This window comes from Ruegeria sp. HKCCD7559, assembly GCF_013110575.1.
Taxonomy (GTDB): domain Bacteria; phylum Pseudomonadota; class Alphaproteobacteria; order Rhodobacterales; family Rhodobacteraceae; genus Ruegeria.
On the sequence record NZ_WVQU01000006.1, the window covers coordinates 131492 to 149335 of the forward strand.

The window sequence follows — 17844 nt, forward strand, 5'->3', positions numbered from 1 at the left end:
TGTCGCTTTCCGGCTTGTTGCGCTATGCTGGTGTGAACAAGAATACCTACGTATGAAGAGTTGTTTTCCAAATCCCATGGACCGCCGTGCCACCGGCTGTGACCTTGTGATCCCAGCCTGATCTCAGGGCCTCTGGCCCATATGCATCACGCTGTGATTACGGATTTTTCGGATAACCTCATGACAACTCAAGCGCTGCGCCTGGCCATCGATATTGGCGGCACGTTCACGGATACGGTTCTTGTCTCTGGCGAAGAGACGATACTTGCCTCGACCAAAACCCTGACCACGCATCACAACCCCGCCGACGGAGCCATGCAAGGCGCAACGCGCGTGATGCAACAGACAGGGCACCGTCTGAGCGAAGTCACCGGTTTCATTCACGGCACCACGCTGGCCACCAACGCGCTGATCGAAAAACGCGGCGCGGTCGTGGCAACCGTGACCACCGAAGGGTTCAGGGACATTCTGGAAATCGCCTACGAGCGGCGCTATTCGCAATATGACATCAATCTGGAGAAACCTGATCTGCTGGTGCCGCGTGAGCGCGCGCTGACGGTCCGCGAGCGCGTTTCGGCGGATGGCAAGGTGTTGATTTCGCTGGAAGACACAGCCATCGACGCGTTGTTGAAGGACATCGACGCCAGCGGAGCGGAAGCCATCGCCATCTGCCTGATGCACGCATATGCAAACCCCGAGCACGAGCGCAGGCTGCGCGATACGCTGGCGGACAGGCGCCCCGATCTGACCGTCTCGATTTCGTCGGACGTCAGCCCCGAAGCGCGCGAATTCGACCGGCTGTGCACGACCGTCGCCAACGCCTATATCCAGCCTCTGATGGCAACGTATCTGGCCCGGTTTGTCCGACAATTCGAGGCCCAGGGCGTCACCTGTCCGATCCTGATGATGACAGCGGGTGGTGGAATGTGCACCATGCGAACCGCCGCGCGGTTTCCGATCCGGCTGGTGGAATCCGGTCCTGCCGGTGGTGCCATTCTGGCTGCCCGCGTCGCCGCCCGCGCCGGTCTGGATCAGGTTCTGTCCTTTGACGTCGGCGGTACCACCGCCAAACTATGCCTGATCGACAACGCCCGTCCCCAGACCTCGCGCCAGTTCGAAATTGCCCGCGCCGCTCGGTTTATCAAAGGGTCCGGAATGCCGGTACGAATACCGGTCATCGAAATGATCGAGATCGGCGCCGGAGGCGGTTCGATTGCCGGGGTTGACCGGCTAGGACGGTTGACCGTAGGGCCAAAATCAGCCGGATCCGAGCCCGGCCCCGTCGCCTTCATGCACGGTGGAACCGAACCCACGGTGACGGACAGTGATATTGCACTGGGATATATCGTACCCGACACGTTTGCCGAGGGGCATATTCAGCTTGATCCCGAAGCTTCGAAACGGGCGCTGAGCCGGGTGATCGGGTCAAAACTGGATCTGGATGCCGTAGGCGCCGCCGATGGCGTCAGCCGTATCGTCGACGAAAGCATGGCCAGCGCGGGTCGGATGCATGCGGTGGAATCCGGCAAGGACCTTGGCCCACGAACAATGATAGCGTTTGGGGGAAACGGGCCATTGCACGCCAGCCGGGTCGCGCGATCCGCCGGGGTCAGCCGCATCGTGATCCCGCCCGATCCCGGTGTCGGATCGGCCGTCGGCTTCCTGTTCGCTCCGGTGTCTTTCGAGATCGTCCGCTCGCGCTATTCGTTGCTGGGCAGCATGGACCTGAACGGGATCAACACGCTGTTCGAAGCCATGATTTCCGAGGCTAGAGAGGTCGTCTTCCAAGGGGCCGGCGATGTCCCGACCCAGACGCTGCGCACTGCCTTCATGCGCTACAACGGACAAGGGCACGAGATCGAGATCACCCTTCCCGACCGCCCCCTGACCGCCGAAGATATCGTGACGCTGACCTCTGCATTCGAACAGGAATACCGCAAGCAATTCTCGCGCCCGGTGCCGGGGATGCAGATCGAGATTCTCAATTGGGCGGTACGTGTCGCGACCTGTGACAGTGTCGTGCCGGCGGTTCCTGAAACGCCCCGGTTGAAGACAATCTCGGCGCCGGAAACCTGTCCGATCACCTGTGACGTGGACGGAGTGTCGAAACCAGCGGCCTTCGTAGCCCGAGCGGATCTGAAGCCCGGCGACCACCTTCACGGCCCCGCATTGATCACCGAGCCGCAGACAACCACGCTCGTGTCCGCCGACTTCTCGGCCCATGTGGATGCCATTGGAAACCTCGTCCTCGTTCGGGACCAGAAAGGAGGCGCATGATGTCGTCCGATCTTTCACACGATCTTTCGCCCGCCCGATTGCAGGTGATGTGGAATCGTCTGCTGGCCGTGGTCGAAGAACAGGGTCAAACCCTGATCCGCGCCGCCTTCAGCCCGATCGTACGCGAATGCGGCGACATCTCTGCCGGGATATTTGACGCCGATGGCCGGATGCTGGCGCAAGCCGTGACCGGCACGCCGGGGCACATCAACACCATGGCCGAGGCGGTGCAGCACCTGCGCCGGGCTTTCCCGGTTCAGTCCATGAAGCCGGGCGACATCTACATGACGAACGACCCATGGCTTGCCTCGGGGCACCTGAACGATTTTCTGCTGATGATGCCCGCATTCAAGGATGGCAAGGTGGTGGGCTTTACCTCCTGCACGTCGCATCTCGTTGATCTGGGTGGGTTAGGCATGGGCCCCGAAGGTTCCGACATCTATGACGAGGGCCTGCTGATCCCGCCCTGCAAGCTGGTTGAGCAGGGCACCCCCAACGATTTGCTGCTGGACATCATCCGCGCCAACAGCCGCGAACCCGTCGCCAACGATGGCGACATCTATGCACTGATCGCCTGCTGCGAAGCCGGGGTTGCAAGGCTGCTGTCGATGATGGAGGAATTTGGCCTCGACGATCTAGGGACGCTCGGCTCGTACATCATCGACACGTCGCGCCGCGGCACGCTGGAGGCCATCGCCGACGTACCCGAAGGTGTCTACAAGAATGTTCTGAAGATGGACGGCTATGAGAATGAGCTGGAACTGCACGCCACCCTGACCGTAAGGAAGGACGGCATGCATGTGGATTTCTCGGGCACTTCGGGCTGTTCGCGCAAGGGCATCAACGTGCCGCTGAACTATGCCACCGCCTATACGGTGTTTGCCTTGCGTTGCATTGTCGGCGCGGACATTCCCAACAATGCGGGATCGCTGGAGCCGTTTACCGTTGACGGGCCAAAGGGCTGCATCCTGAACGCGCAGCGCCCGGTGCCGGTTGCGATGCGGCATACCCTGGGTCAGGTCACGCCCGATCTGGTTCTGGGCTGCCTGCATCAGGCCCTGCCCGATGCGGTCCCGGCCGAAGGTGCAAGTTGCATGTTCGACCTGCCCATGCGCCACGCGCCCGAAGTGGCTCGTGATGGCGGTCGCGAATTCGCGGTGGAACCCGTACACAATGGCGGAACCGGCGCGCGACCTCATGCCGATGGACTGTCGGCCACGGCCTATCCGTCCGGGGTGTTCGGCAGTCAGGTCGAGATCACCGAAAGCGTCGCACCCGTGACGATCTGGCGGCGCGAACTGCGCCCAGATTCCGGCGGCGCGGGCAAGTATCGCGGCGGGCTGGGGCAGCGGATCGAGATGACCTCGTCCAACGGTGCTCCCTTTATCGTTTTCCTTTCGGTCGAACGGCTGAAATACCCAGCGCTTGGCCGTATGGGCGGCAGACCCGGCGCGCCCGGTCGCATCTGTTTCAGGGACGGCGCAAACGATATTCCGGGCAAAGGAGAGTTGCGGGTGGAACACGGTGATTATCTGATCTTCGATACACCGGGCGGCGGTGGATTTGGCGACCCTGCCGAACGCGACCCGGATGCGCTGGCGCTGGACATCAAACGCGGGTTGGTAACTGCGCAAGGCGCCAGGATTTACGCGGGTGACGCATGATCCGACCGGTTCCTTACATTGGCGCCATGGCCGCTTATGCGCTGGCTGATCCGAACGGCGCAGACACGGTTTCACTGGCGCAGAACGAAAGCGCCTTTCCCGCAAGCCCCGCCGCCGTTGCGGCCGGGCAGGCAGCGCTGGCGGATCTGGCCCTTTATCCCGATCCGGAATGGGCCGAAATGCGCTCGGCCATTGCCGAGGTGCACGGGCTCGTCCCCGCGCGCATTTTATGTGGGGCGGGCTCGATGGAACTGATTGGCTGTCTGATCCGCGCCTTTGCCGGGCCGGGCGATCAGGTGCTGGGCACACAATATGGCTATGCCTTTGTCGCCTCGGCGACAGCTCAGGCACAGGCCGAATATGTGGCAGCGCCCGAAGTCGATTTGACCGTATCGGTGGACGCGCTTCTGGCCGCTGTCACAGCTGCCACCCGCATCGTGTTCGTCTGCAATCCGGGCAACCCCACCGGCACGCTGATCCCGAATGACGAAATTGTCCGCCTGCGATCGGATCTGCCTGGCGATACACTGCTGGTGGTGGATCAAGCCTATGCGGAATTTGCCGATGCCACGAACGATCCTGCGCAGATCTTTGCGCTGGTGGATCGGGGCGACACCGTGATCACGCGTACATGTTCCAAGGCCTACGGGCTGGCTGGGGCGCGAGCCGGCTGGGGCTATTTCCCAAGCGAAATCTCGGGCGAGGTCCGCAAGCTTTTGAATCCCAACAATATCTCGATTGCCTCGCAGGCAGCGGCCGCGGCGGCGATGCGCGATCAGGCCTATATGCGCAACGTGGTCGCACGGACAGCCGAGATTCGGGACCGGTTTGCGCAGGAATGCCGCGGACTGGGCCTGAGCGTGCCGGAAAGCCACACCAATTTCGTGCTGATCCGCTTTGCCTCGACCGCGCAGGCACAGCGCGCCGACACGGCCCTGCGGGCGGAGGGCCTGATGATGCGCGGCATGGGCGGCTATGGTTTGTCGGACTGTTTGCGCGCCACGATCTGTGCGCCCCAGGTGATGGACAAGGCCCGCGACATCTTGAAAGGAGCGCTGACATGACCGAGACCCGCACAGCCGCCAAGATCGGTGTTCTGGTGCCCTTCACCAACACCAATCTGGAACCGGATATGGAGATGCTGCGACCGCCAAACACCACCATCCATTTCCAGCGCATGGGCGGCTATGACGTGGATGAAATTCCCGGCTCGGATCAAATGGCAGGTTTGGGTGCTTCGGATATCAGCCACGATCTGCGGATGATCTCGGGGGTGCGGCCCGATGTGGTGCTGTACGGCTGCACCTCGGCCACCCTGACCCATGGGCCGTCTTTCGACGCTGAGCTGGCGCAACAGATCAAATCGGAATCCGGTGCGCTGTCGCTGACCGCGGCCGGATCATTAATCGCCGCAATCAAGGCACTGGGGGCCACAAAGGTCGGCTTTTCCTCGCCCTATCTGGGCGAAATAAACGTTCAGGCGATGGATTTCATGGCCCAGAACGGAATCGAGACCGTTCGATGCACCGATGTCGGCCGAAAGCTGGGCAATTACGGTCAGGGAGAGCTGACCCCGGACGAGGTTTATGAACTGGCCTGTCAGGCCGATCACCCGCAGGCACAGGCCATAATTCTCAGCTGCACCGACATGCGTTCGGTCGAGGCGATCGACCGAATTGAAGCAACGCTGGGCAAGCCGGTCGTCACCTCAAATCAGGCGATGATGTTCTGCCTTATGCGGGCTCTGAACCTGCCGCGTCACGACGCGCTGCCGGGGCGATTGTTCGACCTGCTCTGACCGGATCAGGGCGCAGGGCGACAGTGTAAGGGAGCAAACTCACCTCGAACCGGTCTTGGATCACCCAGACTTGTTCCCAGCTCCAATTCAACCTTTGCAGCAGGCGGCAAGACCGTCGCCGCGCCGTCATCAGGATCAAGGGTGCGGATGTGCCGGTCGGAATGCGTATATACGGCAGCTTCGGCAGATTTTACCTCTGGTCGGCGGGGGCGTAGATCAACGCGCCAAGGTCTGAGAATTTCGAACCTGGCGCGCCCAGCCCCAGAACCGCGTCACGAATTGCGGCAGCACGGGATGCACCCAGTGATGGTGTCGCAAATTCCATGAATTTGTCGATCACTTCTGTCTCATCCATTGGTGCCTCGGGTCCGCCGCGTGCATGTACGTCGCCCGACTCGAGTATCCGCCCGTCGGTCAGGGTGATGCTGACATCGGCGAACCGGCTTTCGGGGAAACGGTCAGAATGGCGTGCGGCCTCTGCAACCGAGATACGCTCGACGATCGAGGCGACCAGCGGGTCGGCCAGGCCCGCGCCGGTGATGTTCTCGACCCCGATCCGGCCATGCGCAACCATTGTCGCGACGGCAAATGGCAGCGAATACTGCGCCTTGGACGTATCATCCGGCATGCCCCTGAAAAGGCAGGCGCTTTCCCGAAACGTGTTTACATGAATCGCGGCAACATCCCGGTGAGTCAGGTCGTTTTCACGCATGAGTGCACGGGTGGCATCAATTGCGGCGTGGGCCCAACGGCAGATCGGGTAGGGTTTGACATATTGATGCTCCATTTGCCAGAAATCGCCCAGATCTTGCCAATGGGGGGCAACGTCTGCCGCTTCGATGGTGATGGCCGGTGCCCCGGTAAAGCCTTTCTCGGCCAATACCGCTGAAGAAATGCCAACCAACGCGCCCCAGCCCGAACCGTCATGCAGCATGGTGGGATTGGCGATCTCGCGCATCATCTGGCTGCGCGGGCCATGATATTCGGCGATCCCCATGGCCTGCCGCATCTGTTCGGCCTTCAAACCGCGCAAACGCGCCGCCACGGCCACCACGCCAATCGCGTTCCAAGCTCCGGATGTGTGATAATCGCTGACGGTGTCATGCAAAGAAATGCCCGCGCGTCCCGCGACCTCGTATCCAACGATCACCGCCGCCAGCGCTTCGAGGCCTGAAAAATCTTGAACGGTTTCAGCCAGTGCCGCCAGTGCGGGAACGACGACAACCCCGATGTGGCCTTTGGTCGGATTGTATCCATCATGCCCGTCCAAATTGTCGGTCTGTGTGGCCGCTGCATAGGCCGCACCCGCGACGCTGACGCGACGACCGTCGAAAAGCATGCGCGCGCTCAGCCCCGGATCGCCCGCGCCAAACAGCGCTACCGCACTCTCGCGCGCAATCTGTCCGGCCTGCATCGGCCCCGATCCTATGGTGATCCCCAGCGTATCCAGCAGCATCAACGCCGCTGCCTTGCGTGCGGTGTCGGGAAAATCCTGCGCGGCACGCTTCAGCGCAAAATCTGCAACGGTCTGAAAGGTATCTGTCACGGTGTCCAGTCGAGGTTTTTCTTTCGGGTTCCGGATACAAGAAAAAGCCTATGTGAATTTGCGCATAGCGGCACGAAAACAATCATGGGGCAATGGCCCCGGATTATTTGTGACTAGGACCAGATCGCGTTTCGAGGCAGAACCATACGTGTGAGTCGCTCATGGGCAAGACAGCAAGCCCTGGGCTTATTAGTTCTTTGCAACGTGCCTTGCCTGAGAAACATCCGTCATGATGAATCTTCCACACCTGACCTTTCTGCGTTCGTTCGAAGCAGCGGCACGGCACCTGAGCTTTACCGCTGCAGCCGAAGAGTTGAACTGCACCCAATCTGCCGTCAGCAATCATGTCCGCTCGTTGGAAGAGTTTTTGCAGCGCCCCCTATTCGTGCGCCATCCCCGGTCGCTGTCGCTGACGGATGTGGGTGAGGCCTATCTGCCGTCAGTGCGCCATGCCCTCCAGGAAATCAACGCTGCCACGCAATCGGTCATCGTGCGGTCGCATACCCGCAAAGTGGTGGTATCTTGCCCGGTCAGTCTGGCCGAGAACTGGTTGCCGGATGTGATCCGCGGTTTCAACGCGGTGCATCCCGATATTGATCTGACGGTTCACGGCACTGTCTGGGCTGATGTCGAACCAAATGTTTCGGACATCTCGCTGACGATCAATCATGTCGACGATGTGTTGCCCGACGCCCATCGTTTGTGGGTCGAAAAACTGGCCTTGGTCTGTGCGCCCGACTTTCTGGTCGATGGCGAGCCGCTGACCGACCCCAAGCAATTGCAGAATGCACCGCTGATCCATATCCTGGGCCGCCCCTCCTATTGGGAGCACGCGGCGCGGCAGTTCGGATTGTCCGATCTGAGCCAGAAGGGCGGGTTGCGGACGAATGTCTCGAATCTGGCGATGGAAATGGCCGCCAAGTCACTGGGATGCGTCGCCCTGCCCCGGTCGCTGGCCCGGTCCTATGTCGAGCGGGGGCTGCTGATCGAGCCTTTCCGGTTTGATCTGAACAGCCCCTGGACCTATTTCATGCGTCTCAAGGAAAAACCCGTTTCGCCACCGGTCCGGCTGTTTCAGAATTGGCTGTTGCAAGCCGCCGCTGAAATGGACAGCTGATCGACCTGTCATTTGCCGGGCCATGTCACGCGGCCCCTTTTATCCCTTACGCCGTCTTGTTGGTGGCGAGAACGCGCGATCACCCCCGCGCCTCATCAATACTTAAGGCAGGAGCTATTCCAGCCATCAACAACACCCTCTGTTCAACCGAATTTCAACACCAACCGGTCTTCCTGATCCCCGGCTCCGCCGAACAAAACGGACATGGTCGCGGTTTCGAAGGGCTTTGCACCGTCTGCGTTCTTATTGCCTCAATATCCGCAAGAATCTATGGGATGCACCACACAACTGCTGACGGCCATTGAAACCGGCGTCAGTTTCTTTGATTGTGCCCACGCCGTCCGTGGTAATTGGTAAGAAGGATTTTTGGATGCGTATTGCAATGATCGGCACCGGTTATGTTGGCTTAGTGTCCGGTGTATGCTTTTCGGACTTTGGTCATGACGTGATTTGCGTCGACAAGGCTGAGCAAAAGATCGACATGCTCAAGGCCGGAGAAGTGCCGATCTATGAACCGGGCCTGGATGTGCTGATGGCAAAAAACGTTGCTGCTGGTCGCCTGAGTTTTTCAACCGATCTGAAAACAGCAGTTGATGGCGCCGATGCGGTTTTCATCGCGGTCGGAACTCCGACCCGACGAGGAGACGGCCACGCGGATTTGACCTATGTGATGGCGGCGGCAGAAGAAATCGCCCAAGCGGTTACCGGATACACGGTCATTGTCACCAAATCGACCGTGCCGGTGGGAACAAACAGAAAAGTTCAGGAGGTCGTTGCGGCCGCCAACCCCGCAGCCGAATTCGACGTGGCCTCGAACCCTGAATTTCTGCGCGAAGGCGCCGCAATCGATGACTTCATGCGCCCCGATCGCGTCGTGGTGGGTGTGGAAAACGATCGCGCCGCCGAAGTGATGGCCGAGATTTACCGACCGCTTTATCTGCGTGACTTCCCGATCCTGACCACCGATCTGGAAAGCGCCGAGATGATCAAATACGCCGCCAACGCGTTTCTGGCGACCAAGATCACTTTCATCAATGAAATCGCAGGCTTGTGTGAAAAGGTCGGTGCGGATGTCAAGGAAGTTTCCCGCGGCATCGGTCTGGACGGACGAATTGGCAACAAATTCCTGCACGCGGGGCCGGGCTATGGTGGGTCCTGTTTTCCGAAGGATACCGCCGCGCTGGCGCGGATCGGGCAGAATCATGCATATCCGATGCAGATCACGGAAACCGTCATTCGGGTGAATGACGAGGTCAAGAAGCGGATGATCGAAAAAATCCGCGACGCCTGCGACGACCGCCTTAACGGCAAGACGGTGGCGGTTCTGGGTGTCACTTTCAAACCCAACACGGATGACATGCGCGACGCGCCATCACTGTCCATTATTCCCGCTTTGATCGGCGGAGGGGCCAAAGTGCGCGTCGTCGATCCGCAGGGCAAAGCGGAAGGCGATGCATTATTGCCCGGAGTCGAATGGTGCGACGATCCCTATGCAGCGGTTCAAGGGGCTGACGTTGTGGTGTTGCTGACAGAGTGGAACGAGTTCCGCGCGTTGAACCTGACCCAGCTGGCCGGTTCCATGAACTCTGCCCGAATGGTGGATCTGCGCAATATCTATTCAAAGTCACAGGCGCTGAAATCCGGCTTTGAAACCTATGTCGGCGTTGGACGCTGAACGCACACCGCCTGTTGGATCAAACGCGCCCACCGGACCCGCTTGGGTCCGGCAGGGATCTGCCTTCACGGGCTATTCGGTGGCCCAGATCTTGCGGCGGCGTTCCTTGACCATGTCATTGCCTTCATCGGTGCCGTCGTGGAATGTGTTGAACCATTCATCCCAAGGGGTTTCCCAGGTGCCGTAATTGCAGTCAAAAAACCGGTGATGCAGCTGGTGAAAGAAATCCCCGACCTGGAACTTGGCCTTGTTGCCGAACTTCACATGCTCGAACCCGGCATGAGAGGTCGGAGCGCCGATGCCGTGATGGAACAGCAGGAAAATGGCGTGGATCGGATGAGACGGCAGCAGGAAGAAGATCATCGTATCGAACATCAGAAAGAAACTTTCGACCGGATGCATCGAAAGCCCCGACCAAGGGCCGGTATTGATGTTGCGGTGATGCCAAGCGTGGACTTTTGTATAAAGCACACCCACATGCAGCAGCCTGTGCAGCCAGTAGAAATGGAACCCGGCCCAGATCGGCACGAAGACGGTCATGGCGATGAACCAGATCGGGTTGCCGTCTAACGTGATCATCGTGATCCAGCCATTGGCATAGGAATACAGGATCAGACATTCCCAGAACGTCCAGAACGTCAATGCCGGGCCCAAGGTCCAGAACATGTTGTCCCAGACCTGATTTTTGAATGTGAACACCTTGGCGCCCTTCATCATCGGGCGCATGTCATAGCGGTATTCGTCCTGCTGCGTGCGGAACTTCCAAAGGGCCAGATGCAAACCGCCTGCGACCACCATCAGGATACAGAAATTGCGGAACCAGATTTCCGCAACCCAATTCCAGCCGAAGGTCTCGATCCTGCTCAAAGAAGGCGTCAGATAGGTCCAGCTGATGACCGCAAAGACCAGCAGCAGCGCCCGCAATGCAAGCGGATTCCAGCTTTGCAGCAGGTATTTCAACGCGGCCAGAGGTTTCATCGGCCAATCCCAATAGGGCGCGGTCTGAATCGGCAATTGAGGCGTGTAATTCCAGATCTTGCGCTTGGCTCGTGGCAGCAGGGCGGGGTCTGACATAGAAGGCTCATTTCATCTGTTCACTGATTACAAGCCTAAGGCGGGGGATCAAAAGCTCAGACCTAATTGTCTTGCCGGTGAGGCTAAGTTCTGCTTAGCCTGTCGGAATGAACGCCCGCGTCCCTTCCCTCAACTGGCTGCGCGTATTCGAGGCTGCGGCCCGAACCGAAAGCTTTGCCCGCGCCGCGACCCAGTTGAACATGACGCCTGCCGCCGTCAGCCAGCAGGTCAAGGCGCTGGAGACAAGACTGGGCACACCCTTGTTTCACCGTCACGCGCATGCGGTCGCTTTGACCGAGACCGGGCGCGCCTATCTGCCGTCGGTACAGCAATCCTTGCTCATGTTGGAAACGGCAACCGCCGGTCTGTTCGGTGAAACCCGCGAGCAAAGGCTTTACGTGCAGTCGGTGCTGCTGTTTGCACATGGCATTCTGGCCGGGGGTGTTCCCGATTTTCAGGCGGCGCATCCTCAGATCAACCTTTCGCTTTCGACCGGCAATGTCATGTCGGATTTTGCCAATCGGTTCACTGACCTTCAGATCGTGTTCGGAAACCCCGCGCTGTTCGGCTCGGAAAGTGACGAGTTGATGCGCGAACATCTGTATCCCATCGCCCCACCCGAGGTTGCTGCCCGGATCGAGACGGCAAAGGACTTGTTCGACTTCACCTTGATCGAAGTTTCGACCCATCGGGCAAGCTGGCCGCATTGGTTCGAACACCAGCGGCTGCCAGCAGGCCAGGCACAGTATTTTTTTGCCGACAATTCGGTGATGGCGGCCGAGCTCTGCGCCAGCGGATGCGGCATTGCCTTGGCACGCGCGCCCGCGTCAGATCGCATTATGAAACTGTCGGGCTTGGTCCCTTGTCTGCCGGACATCTCCTGCCCGGGGCAGGAAGCTTATCATCTGGTCTATCCCTCCCGCACGGCGCTGCGCCCGGCAGCGCGTACGTTTCGCGATTGGCTGATGGATTACAGCGCCGCCGTCCAGACGCGGTAACGCCCCTGCCCGGTGACCTCGCGAACCAGACCCCGCTGCGCGAACAGGTCGAAATTGCGCTGTACCGCCGCGCGGGAAGCCTTGGTCAGGTCTTCGGCCAAAGGTGCGGATACCATGGGCCAGGCCGTCAATGCATTGATCAGCCGCGGTGGAGTGCGGCCGCTCAGATCCTGCGTGACGTCTTTGGCTTTCGCCTCCCACGCGCTGATCCGATCCAGATGCAGCAACGCCGCAAGGGCAGCCTGCCCTGCGCCGCCGATCCATGCGCTCAGTTTTTCCGCCGGATCCCCCGAGCCGCGCAGCGCACGCGGCCCGGACAAGGCCAAGGGCATAAACTGCGCACCGCCACGCCCCATGGAGGCCGCATGCCGCGCGGCTATGACGGCTGCTTCCGTGTCCTGTCCGATGCCTTGTGACACCGCCCGCCACGCGTGAAACGCAATTGCCGACTGCGTCACGGGATGCAGCCCTTCGGCGTTTTGCATGACCTCGGCCAGATCAATGATGGATTCCGGGGTCGCGTCGGCCCCCTGAGCCAGTCGGTCAAGAAACGCGGTCAGCCCCCGTTCCCAACCGCCGGCAGCAGGCGGCGCGCCCGAACTCAGGCGTCGTACAGCCCATCCGGCCCGGAACAGGGCCTGCACGTCATCATGAGTCGCGCCGATCCGCAAACCGGTCCACAAGGCCAATCGATCCACGCTGATCCGGTCTCCGGTCCACCACCCCAGATCGGACGTCTCCATCAATGCCAAGCGATGCGTCCAGCCTTCGGGGCCCGCTCGCAACCGTTCATCCAGCGCGCCAAAAGTCAGGGCCAGATCTGCAAGTTCCGCAGAAAGGTCGGACTGCGCTGCCCGCCAATCACGCGGATCGAACAGCAGGCGCTGTTCGCGTCGCGGCCCGGGCAAAAAGAATCCCTCGTCTTCCTCGACTTCATCCGGCGGCAAGAACCACAGGTCGTCCTCTTCGGACGGATCGCCGTCATAGATGCTGGCGGGGCCAAGATCTTCGGCCTCGTCTTCAGGAAGGGGCAAGGGTTTCTTCGACGTCATACCCCGCATTCTTCGGGCATTCCCGTTGGTTCACAAGGGGTATTCCGTCAGCCCGCAAAGGTTCGGGTCAGAACATCCAGTTCGCTGCTCAAATCGGTCTGCGGAGAGCTGCCCAGCAGCATGTAACCATAGCCATCCTGCGCCCAGGTCGCTGTTGCCAAACCGCTCAGAATGACCTGTTTGACCCCTGCCTTCGGGGCGTTCGGCCCCTGACGGATAACACAGAAGGCAAAAGGTTGACCCTGCTCATCGGCGAAAACGACCTGAACCAAGGGCTTTCCCTTGAACGAAAGAACCTGTGCTCGCTTCAACTCCAGCCCAGGCAGGGAGTCCAGCGCTTCACGGTTCAGAGACCTGCCAAGTGCTGCCTCGGCCATCGCGAACTGCTTGTCCAGCGATGCCTCGGAACTGTCCAGCGAGACAATCGTCTCGGGCACATAAAGCGACTGATAGATCGCCGCTTGCTGCGCCCAGCCCGGTTCCGCCGGACGCGTCGCCCAGAATGTCAGGGCGACGGCTGCAACCCCGACGCCCGCGGCCACGACCAGAAGGCGCAGAAACCCAGCATTGGTGTTTTGCGCCACGGGTTCCGGCAAATCGACCTTCGGCGCCGCGGTGGGCAGTTTCTCAAAGACCTGCCCAACGACAGGCGCAAACGGATCCAGCGCCATCAAGCGGCGTTCAAGCTCGACATCATCCTCAACCGCGGCCTCGATGGCGCGGCTCTGAGCCTCATCCAGCGTGCCTTCCAGATACGCCAACAGCGTCTCGTCGGAAAACGTCATTTGCCACTCCGTCGCGCGGTGTCTGCCGCCTCAAACTGCATCACGGTTTTCAGTTTCCGCCGGGCATTCGATAGCCGGCTCATGATTGTGCCGATGGGAACGTCCAGCAATGCAGCGGTTTCGCGATAGCTGTACCCTTCGGCGAACACAAGCATGACCGTTTCCCGCTGCGCTTCTGGCAGCTGCATCACTTGAGTAAACACTTCAGCCGCAAAAATATTCGTTTCTGAATCCGGCAAAGTTGCGACCAGTTCCGCTTCCGGGGTCACGGACAGCGCCTGTGCCCGCCGGACGGAACGAGACCGCACTTCGTTCAACCAGATTGACCGGCAGATCGTCATCAGCCAACTGTCCAGACGATCATGCGACGTTACCTGATGATGCCGCTCAAGCGCACGCAGGCATGTGGCCTGCACCAGATCGTCCGCCACATCTGATGCCCCCGACAACGCCAGAGCAAACCGCCAGACGCGTCTTGAGTGCATCTGTACGGCGTCACGAACGGCCTGTTCGGAAGTCATCTCGGCACTCATCGAATAAAACGCGACCTGTGTGTGTTTGTCAGAAACGGACCCGGCCCGCAGGGCCAAAACTGACATAAATTGCGGAGGAAAGAAATGAAACTTCTGTTGAAGGCAGTCACGTTTGCGTCGGCAATTGTTGCAACACCCATTTGGGCAGCAGATTGGACACTGGAGTCCGACCACTCGCATCTGGCCTATGGAACGATCAAGAAAAACGCGGTGGGCGAGGTCAACAGTTTCACCGGCCTGAGCGGACACGTGACGCAGGAGGGCATGGCCGAAATCGAAATCGACCTGTCCTCGGTCGAGACCAACATAGATATTCGCAACGAACGGATGATCGAATTTGTATTCCGCCAAGCACCCACTGCGCGCCTGACGGCCGAATTCGACATGGCGAAGGTTTCAGGGCTGGCCGTGGGTGAAACCACCGCTCTGGAAGCTGCTTCCGTGCTTTCGCTGGCCGGCAGGGAAGTTGAATTTGACGCGGAAATGTTCGTCGCACGCTTGTCCGAGACGTCAGTGCTTGTTTCGACAAACGACATGGTGTTTCTCAGCACGGAAGACGCCGGTGTGAACGCCGGCGTGGACAAGCTTATGGAATTGGCAAGCCTGCCCGGCATCACCCGAACGGTACCTATTACGGCCCGGCTGATCTTTAACACGGATGAAGAGCAGGCCTTGACGGCATCGGAAGCCACAGAGGATGTTGCTGCCGCAGATGTTCAGGGGGACGCGACGGCGGGCAAAAAGGTGTTTCGCAAATGCAGTGCCTGCCACAAATTGAAAGAAGGCAGCCATGGTGTTGGCCCGTCCCTGCACGGTATTATCGGCACAAAGGCCGGACAGGCAGAGGGATTCAAGTATTCGACAGCGCTGGAAAGTTCCGACATCGTTTGGACGCATGAGACCCTGAGCGCGTTCCTGACGGATCCCAAAGGGTATCTTCAGGGCAATCGAATGCAGTTTCGCGGCCTGAAAAAGAACGAAGATATTGTTAACCTTCTAGCATACTTGCAAGAAGAGGGGTGAAGGCAACGCTCGAGAGACCTGGCCGCAGCGCTGAATTTCGATTTCCAACAACCGGCCCCGGACAGGATCGGATACGATACTTGTGCCCGTTCCCTGTCTGGTTTTCGGATCAACACGTGTTCAATGTCAGGAAATACAGCCCTTTGTTAGCGGGTTCATGCCGGACATACGACTCGTTTGTGGCAAAAAAGCCCGTGTTTTACGGCGTTTTTTGCGAATCCTGTCACGCCACCAACCCTGCCTGCGACCGTACAAAGAGGCAAATCCCGGTTGTCCTTGCGCTTTCCAACTCTTGTCCGATCGTCAACCAGCCATTATTTAGCGGGCGTACAGCTCAGACAGTCGGGATGGGCCGCTCTGCCGCAGCTTGGCATCTGTCCTTTAGGCCCGACAAAATATAGGTTAACTGAGCGTGCGCACAGTTTCACGATTTGGAGAACGCAATGATAAAGCGCGCCTGGAACAAGTGGCGATCAGGCTATATGGGCCGCCTTGTAGGTGAAAGCTTTTACGCGCAAGGCAAGCTATATGGTATTGCGGTTCTGGCAATGATTGCCGTGGCGGTCACCACGGCCGGCTCCGCATATATGATGGAATACATTGTCGATGCCATGACCAGCCCCGACTTGCAGGGTTGGGCACATGTAATTGCGTTGGGGGTTGTCCTCCTGTTTCTGGTCAAAGCGGTCGCATCCTATATTCAGGCTATTTACCTTGCCCGCGCAGGCAATCGGATCGTGGCGGAACAGCAGGACAAGGTTTACCGCAAACTGCTCAAACATGGGGTCGCGTTCTTTTCGACCAATGAATCGTCGGACCTTCTGATGCGCACCACCCATGGCGCGCAGGCAGCCAGAAACCTGATCGATGTGCTGGTCACCGGGTTTGTCCGCGACGCTCTGACTCTGGTCGGGCTGGTTGCTGTGATGGTGTATCAGCAGCCCGTTCTGTCCGTCTTGTTCTTTGTCGTGGGTCCGATTGCCCTGTTGGGTGTTCGCTATCTGCTGAAGAGCGTACGAACGATCATGCAGGCCGAATTCAAGTCACTGGCGGAAATCATTCGGGTGCTGCAAGAGACCTCGGCAGGGATCAAGGTCATCAAGGTCTTCTCGCTCGAAGACCGGATGATCAACCGCATGGACACCGCCATCCGGAAAGTTGAACAGCGGTCGAACGATATCGCCAAGTTGCAGTCCATTGCCAGCCCTCTTATGGAGTTTCTGGCCGGCCTCGCCGTGGCGGGTGTACTTGTGGTCAGCACGATGGGAATTGCGGGTACGGAACAACCCAGCGCAGGCCAGTTGATGTCCTTTATCACGGCGTTGCTGATGGCCTATGAACCTGCCAAGCGGCTGTCGAAAATGCGCGTTCAGATCGAAACCTGCATGGTTGGTATCAGCATGTTGTTCGGCCTGCTGGATCAGGACGACACGATGGTGGAAAGCCCCGAAGCCCATGACCTGATCGAAGGCCCCGGCCAGATAACGTTGCGCGATGTGACTTTCGGCTATCAAGGTGCCGTACCTGTGATCGAAGACATGAACGTCACGTTCGAGGCCGGCAAGACCACCGCGCTCGTTGGTCAGTCCGGCGGTGGCAAATCTACGATATTCGGGCTGATCATGCGGTTCTACGATCCCGATGAGGGCAGCGTCGAGATTGATGGCCAGGATCTGCGCGAGGTCAGCTTTGCGTCCCTGCGAAAAAAAATCTCTTATGTCGGTCAGGATACGTTTCTGTTTTCGACGTCGATCATGGACAATCTGCGCTGCTCGGCCCCTGACGCAACCGAGGAAGAGGTCATTGCCGCGGCCAAAGCCGCACATGCGCACGAGTTCATCATGGACCTGCCGGAAGGGTACGAAACGCAAGTCGGCGAAAACGGAACCTTCCTGTCAGGTGGTCAGAAACAGCGAATTGCGATCGCACGCGCAATACTGAGAAATTCCGAGATCCTGCTTTTGGACGAGGCCACAAGCGCGCTGGACGCTGAATCGGAATCACTTGTCAAAAAGGCTCTGGACACCCTGACAAAGGATGTGACCGTCGTCGTCATTGCGCACCGACTTTCAACTGTTCTGGAAGCGGATAAGATTATCGTGGTTCAGGATGGCTCGATCGTGGAACAGGGCAATCTGGACGAGTTGATGAAAAAGAACGGAGCCTTCCGCAACCTGTTCGATCAGCAATTCAAAAAACACGAACCCTCGGCGGAAGTGGCAGAGTAGCCCCTGCATTCGGTCTGGCACATGCCTCCCTCCTCCGGGCAAGACCCGTCCGGAAGAGGGGCGGAGTATTCTTG

At 59.3% G+C, this 17844-nt stretch carries 14 protein-coding genes; 9 read left to right on the forward strand and 5 right to left on the reverse strand.

The genetic code is table 11. The annotated features are described in order from the left end of the window. The first annotated feature begins 180 nt into the window (after positions 1–180). Genes GS605_RS15855 through GS605_RS15870 form a run of 4 tightly spaced genes read left to right on the forward strand, consistent with a single transcriptional unit; the run spans position 181 to position 5739 of the window. A complete protein-coding gene (locus tag GS605_RS15855) occupies positions 181–2277 on the forward strand; it encodes a hydantoinase/oxoprolinase family protein (RefSeq protein WP_171724594.1) in 2097 nt (698 codons plus the stop codon). Then, positions 2277–3941, forward strand: a complete 1665-nt coding sequence (locus GS605_RS15860; RefSeq protein ID WP_171724595.1) for a hydantoinase B/oxoprolinase family protein — start codon at positions 2277–2279, stop codon at positions 3939–3941. Before GS605_RS15855 ends, GS605_RS15860 begins: the two co-directional genes overlap by 1 nt. Then, on the forward strand, positions 3938–5005 hold the full coding sequence (locus tag GS605_RS15865; RefSeq protein WP_171724596.1) for a histidinol-phosphate transaminase: 1068 nt from the start codon (positions 3938–3940) through the stop codon (positions 5003–5005). The genes GS605_RS15860 and GS605_RS15865 overlap by 4 nt, the downstream gene beginning before the upstream one ends. Then, positions 5002–5739 (forward strand): Asp/Glu racemase, encoded by a 738-nt coding sequence (locus GS605_RS15870; RefSeq protein ID WP_171724597.1) that lies wholly within the window; start codon positions 5002–5004, stop codon positions 5737–5739. Before GS605_RS15865 ends, GS605_RS15870 begins: the two co-directional genes overlap by 4 nt. A 190-nt stretch (positions 5740–5929) precedes the next feature. Here GS605_RS15870 and GS605_RS15875 read toward each other — a convergent pair whose 3' ends face one another. Continuing rightward, positions 5930–7285 carry an MmgE/PrpD family protein gene (locus GS605_RS15875; protein WP_171724598.1) on the reverse strand — a complete coding sequence of 452 codons (1356 nt, stop codon included), beginning with the start codon at positions 7283–7285 and terminating at the stop codon, positions 5930–5932. Between the two features lie 229 nt (positions 7286–7514). Between GS605_RS15875 and GS605_RS15880 the strand changes: the two genes are divergently transcribed. Together GS605_RS15880 and GS605_RS15885 are read left to right on the forward strand one after the other, a co-directional pair. After that, the gene (locus GS605_RS15880) at positions 7515–8402 is read left to right on the forward strand and encodes a LysR substrate-binding domain-containing protein (RefSeq protein WP_171636465.1); all 888 of its coding nucleotides are present in this window, start codon (positions 7515–7517) and stop codon (positions 8400–8402) included. A 370-nt stretch (positions 8403–8772) separates the two neighbouring features. After that, complete coding sequence (locus GS605_RS15885; protein WP_171724599.1) at positions 8773–10077, forward strand: UDP-glucose/GDP-mannose dehydrogenase family protein; 1305 nt, start codon at positions 8773–8775, stop codon at positions 10075–10077. 72 nt (positions 10078–10149) lie between these two features. Here the strand turns inward: GS605_RS15885 and GS605_RS15890 are convergent, their stop codons facing one another. After that, positions 10150–11151, reverse strand: a complete 1002-nt coding sequence (locus GS605_RS15890; protein ID WP_171724600.1) for a sterol desaturase family protein — start codon at positions 11149–11151, stop codon at positions 10150–10152. 107 nt (positions 11152–11258) lie between these two features. Here GS605_RS15890 and GS605_RS15895 point away from each other — a divergent pair, with 107 nt between their 5' ends. Then, the gene (locus GS605_RS15895; RefSeq protein ID WP_171724601.1) at positions 11259–12149 is read left to right on the forward strand and encodes a LysR substrate-binding domain-containing protein; all 891 of its coding nucleotides are present in this window, start codon (positions 11259–11261) and stop codon (positions 12147–12149) included. Here the strand turns inward: GS605_RS15895 and GS605_RS15900 are convergent. The 3 genes from GS605_RS15900 to GS605_RS15910 are packed head-to-tail and all read right to left on the reverse strand — an operon-like array spanning position 12122 to position 14507. Further along, on the reverse strand, positions 12122–13210 hold the full coding sequence (locus tag GS605_RS15900; protein ID WP_371807772.1) for a helix-turn-helix domain-containing protein: 1089 nt from the start codon (positions 13208–13210) through the stop codon (positions 12122–12124). The genes GS605_RS15895 and GS605_RS15900 overlap by 28 nt on opposite strands. 38 nt (positions 13211–13248) lie before the next feature. Further along, positions 13249–13986 (reverse strand): hypothetical protein, encoded by a 738-nt coding sequence (locus tag GS605_RS15905; RefSeq protein WP_171724603.1) that lies wholly within the window; start codon positions 13984–13986, stop codon positions 13249–13251. After that, positions 13983–14507 (reverse strand): RNA polymerase sigma factor, encoded by a 525-nt coding sequence (locus GS605_RS15910; RefSeq protein ID WP_216600204.1) that lies wholly within the window; start codon positions 14505–14507, stop codon positions 13983–13985. Before GS605_RS15910 ends, GS605_RS15905 begins: the two co-directional genes overlap by 4 nt. Positions 14508–14603: 96 nt before the next feature. Here GS605_RS15910 and GS605_RS15915 point away from each other — a divergent pair, with 96 nt between their 5' ends. Together GS605_RS15915 and GS605_RS15920 are read left to right on the forward strand one after the other, a co-directional pair. After that, positions 14604–15542 (forward strand): cytochrome c family protein, encoded by a 939-nt coding sequence (locus tag GS605_RS15915; protein WP_171724605.1) that lies wholly within the window; start codon positions 14604–14606, stop codon positions 15540–15542. A gap of 443 nt (positions 15543–15985) precedes the next feature. Further along, complete coding sequence (locus tag GS605_RS15920; protein ID WP_171636480.1) at positions 15986–17770, forward strand: ABC transporter ATP-binding protein; 1785 nt, start codon at positions 15986–15988, stop codon at positions 17768–17770. The last annotated feature ends 74 nt before the right edge of the window (positions 17771–17844 follow it).